Source organism: Methylobacterium sp. CCH5-D2 (assembly GCF_001556475.1).
In the GTDB taxonomy this organism is placed as follows: domain Bacteria; phylum Pseudomonadota; class Alphaproteobacteria; order Rhizobiales; family Beijerinckiaceae; genus Methylobacterium; species Methylobacterium hispanicum.
Genome location: NZ_LSIX01000668.1, coordinates 1 through 3,672, shown reverse-complemented (window position 1 = coordinate 3,672; position 3,672 = coordinate 1). Strand labels below are relative to the sequence as shown.

Annotated in this window: 4 protein-coding genes; 2 read left to right on the top strand and 2 right to left on the bottom strand. The window is 73.0% G+C overall.

Annotated features, from left to right (window positions below; translation table 11 throughout):
- Together AX737_RS17765 and AX737_RS17760 are read right to left on the bottom strand one after the other, a co-directional pair.
- Window positions 1-750 (bottom strand): ornithine carbamoyltransferase (locus AX737_RS17765; protein WP_066923753.1); only part of this gene is annotated, 750 nt, incomplete at its 3' end.
- Window positions 751-877: 127 nt separating this feature from the next.
- Window positions 878-2,071, bottom strand: coding sequence for an aspartate aminotransferase family protein (locus tag AX737_RS17760; RefSeq protein ID WP_066923751.1), 1,194 nt, complete (start codon window positions 2,069-2,071; stop codon window positions 878-880).
- A gap of 284 nt (window positions 2,072-2,355) precedes the next feature.
- Between AX737_RS17760 and AX737_RS17755 the strand changes: the two genes are divergently transcribed.
- The gene (locus AX737_RS17755; RefSeq protein ID WP_066923749.1) at window positions 2,356-2,829 is read left to right on the top strand and encodes a RidA family protein; all 474 of its coding nucleotides are present in this window, start codon (window positions 2,356-2,358) and stop codon (window positions 2,827-2,829) included.
- A complete protein-coding gene (locus tag AX737_RS17750) occupies window positions 2,829-3,596 on the top strand; it encodes a glycerophosphodiester phosphodiesterase family protein (RefSeq protein ID WP_066923747.1) in 768 nt (255 codons plus the stop codon). Before AX737_RS17755 ends, AX737_RS17750 begins: the two co-directional genes overlap by 1 nt.
- The last annotated feature ends 76 nt before the right edge of the window (window positions 3,597-3,672 follow it).

Sequence of the window (3,672 nt, the reverse complement as noted above, 5' to 3'; positions counted from 1 at the left end):
GTGCTCGCCGTCCTCGTCGCCCATCGAGACCCAGCAATCGGTGACCACCGCGTCGGCCCCGTCCACCGCCGCGAAGGCGTCGGTGGTGAGGTTGACGCGCGCGCCTTCCTGCTTGGCCCAGGCCATCACGGCGGCGGGGGGCGCCAGCTCCGGCGGGGCCGCGACGTTCAGCGTGAAGTCGAAGCGCGCGGCGGCGTGGACCCAGCTCGCCAGCACGTTGTTGCCGTCGCCCGACCACGCCACCGTGCGGCCCCGGATCGGCCCGCGATGCTCCTCGAAGGTCAGGAGGTCGGCCATGATCTGGCAGGGATGCGAGACCTTGGTGAGCGCGTTGATCACCGGCACGGTCGCGTTCTCGGCCAGTTCCAGCATCAGTCCGTGGTCGAGGATGCGGATCATGATCGCGTCCACGAAGCGGGAGAGCACCTGCGCGGTGTCGCCGATGGTCTCGCCGCGGCCGAGCTGCATCTCGCTGCCCGTCAGCATCAGGGTCTCGCCGCCGAGGTCGCGCATGGCGACGTCGAAGGAGACGCGGGTGCGGGTCGAGGGCCGGTCGAACACCATGCCGAGATACTTGCCGGCGAGCGGGCGCTCGGCGGGCGGCTCGCCCCGGCGGCGGCGCGCCTTCATGGCGGCGCTGGCGTCGAGCACGGCGCGCAGCGTCTCCGCCGAGAGGTCCTTCAGGTCGAGGAAGTGGCGCGGGCCGGCACCCTCGGCGGGGACCGCGTGACCGTTCGTCTGGGCAATCATCTCACACGTCGTTTCTCATCATCCGTGCACGGGATCGGTCCGACCCCGTGCGACCCGGCGCATCGGCGCCGGTGCGCGGTCGCGCTTGCCGCCGGGCGCGCGGGTGCGCGCCCGGTGGATCGTCGGGCTACTCGGCGGCGCCGCGCAGCGCCCCGTCGAAGTTCGAGGCCGCCGCCTCCAGGCGCGCGACGGCCTGGGCCACGTCGTCCTCCGTGACGATCAGCGGAGGCAGGAGTCGGACCACGTTGTCGCCGGCCGGGATCACCAGGAGGTGCTCGGCGCGGGCGGCCGCCGCGAAGTCGGTGTTCGGCACCCGCAGCTTGAGGCCCAGCATCAGGCCCTCCCCGCGGATCTCCGCGACGACGCCGGGATGGCGGTCCATCAGGGCGGCGAGCTTCTGCTTCAGGTCGAGCGCCGTGCGGCCGACCTGCTCCAGGAAGCCCGGGGCCAGCACCACGTCGAGCACGGCGTTGCCGACCGCCATGGCGAGCGGGTTGCCGCCGAAGGTGGTGCCGTGCGAGCCCGGCACCATGCCGCGCGCCGCCTCCCTCGTTGCGAGGCAGACGCCGAGCGGGAAGCCGCCGCCGATGCCCTTGGCCGCGCTCATGATGTCGGGCGTCACGCCCGACCACTCGTGCGCGAAGAGCCGGCCCGTGCGGCCCACGCCGGTCTGGACCTCGTCCATGATGAGGAGCAGGCCGTGCTTATCGCAGAGCGCGCGCAGGTGGCGGAGTTCGGCCGCCGGCACCACCCGCACGCCGCCCTCCCCCTGGATCGGCTCGATCATCAGGGCGGCGGTCTCGGGCGTGATGGCGGCCTCGAGCGCCGCCATGTCGCCGGCCGGCACCTGATCGAAGCCGTCCACCTTCGGGCCGAAGCCCTCGATGTACTTCTGCTGGCCGCCCGCCGCGATGGTGGCGAGGGTGCGCCCGTGGAAGGCGCCCTCGAAGGTGACGATCCGGAAGCGCTCCGGATGGCCGCCCTCGGCGTGGTACTTGCGCGCCATCTTGATGGCGGCCTCGTTGGCCTCGGCGCCCGAGTTGCAGAAGAAGGCGATGTCGGCGAACGTCGCGTCCACCAGCCGCTGGCCGAGCCGCTCGCCCTCCGGGATCTCGTAGAGGTTCGAGACGTGCCAGACCTTGCCGGCCTGCTCGGTGAGCGCGGCGACGAGGTGCGGGTGGGCGTGGCCGAGCGCGTTGACCGCGACGCCCGCGCCGAAATCGAGGTATCGCTCGCCGCCGCGCGCCACCAGCCACGCGCCCTCGCCGCGCTCGAACGCGATCGGGGCCCGCACATAGTTCGGCAGAAGGACGGACGTCATGGGTCCCAGCTCCTGTGTCCGGCGCGCGGGGCGGGCCACGGGCCACCACGGCCCGCAGCACCCGCCCGGAAATGAAAGTGCCGCCTCGTCACCGGGGCGGCACGCGCGCGATTACTATGAAACAGCGGTCTCCTGTCAATGATTTGACGGTCCTGCCAGCCATGCCGGACGATTTTTGGGATCGTCCGGAACACCGCCTCGACCCGCGTTCCTCGGCCCCCTTGCGCGCCGCGCCGGGCCTGTGCTCAGACCCCGCCGAACGGTTGGTCACGGAGGGAATCAGCATGAGCTCGATCAAGGAACGGCTGAAGGATCTCGGCCTCGCCCTGCCGAAGGCGGCAGCCCCCGTGGCGAACTACGTGCCCTTCGTGCGCACCGGCAACCTCGTGGTGATCTCCGGCCAGATCTGCTTCGGCCCGGACGGCAAGCTCGCGCCCGAGCACACGGGCAAGCTCGGCGACACGGTCTCGAACGAGGCGGGCATCGCGGCGGCCCGGCTCTGCGCGCTCAACGTGCTGGCCCAGCTCGAGGCGGCGGTGGGCGACCTCGACCACGGGGTCGATCAGTGCGTGCGGCTCGGCGGCTTCATCAACGCCGTGCCGACCTTCGCGGGGCTGGCGCCGATCATGAACGGCGCCTCCGACCTGATGGTGGAGCTGCTCGGCGACCGCGGCCGCCACGCCCGCTCGACGGTCGGCGTCGCGGAACTGCCCCTCGACGCGGCGGTCGAGGTCGAGGCGATGTTCGCGGTGCGCTGATGCGGGCCCCTCCCGGGACCGGAGCGCCCCGCTGGCTCACCGCGCGGCCGATCGCCCACCGGGGCCTGCACGACCGGGCCGCGGGCATCCCCGAGAACACGCTGGCGGCGGCCCGCGCGGCCGTCGCGCGGGGCTTCGCGATCGAGTGCGACGTGCAGCTGACCGCCGACGGCGAGGCCGTGGTGTTCCACGACTTCGCCCTCGGGCGGCTGACGGAGCGGAGCGAGCCGGTGGCGAGCCTGACGGCCGCGGAGCTGGCGCGCCTCGCGGTCGCGGGGACGGACGAGACCATCACCCCCCTGCCCGCCTTCCTCGCCGCCATCGGGGGCGCCGTGCCGCTCGTCGTCGAGATCAAGTCGCGCTTCGACGGCGATCTCGCGCTGACGCGGCGCGTCGCCGAGGTCGCCTCCGGCTACGACGGGCCGCTCGCGCTCAAGTCCTTCGACCCGCGCGTGGTGGCGGCGTTGCGCGCGCTCGTGCCGGAGCGGATCCCGCGCGGCATCGTGGCCGAGTCGAGCCAGGACGACCCCGCCTACGCCGCCCTGCCCGAGAGCGAGCGGCGGGCGCTCGCGAACCTCCTGCACCTGGAGGAGACGCGGCCCGACTTCCTGTCCTGGCGCGTCGACGACCTGCCCTGTGCCGCCACCTATCTCGGGCGCCTCCTCGGCCGCCTGCCGGTGATGGCCTGGACGGTGCGGACGCCCGACCAGCGCGCCCGGGCCGAGGCCCACGCCGACCAGATGGTGTTCGAGGGTTTCGTGCCCTGACATCGCTTCCGGTTGCGCGGGCCGGAACCGCGCCGCGCTCCCTCTCTGTCTCTTATACACATCTGACGCTGCCGAC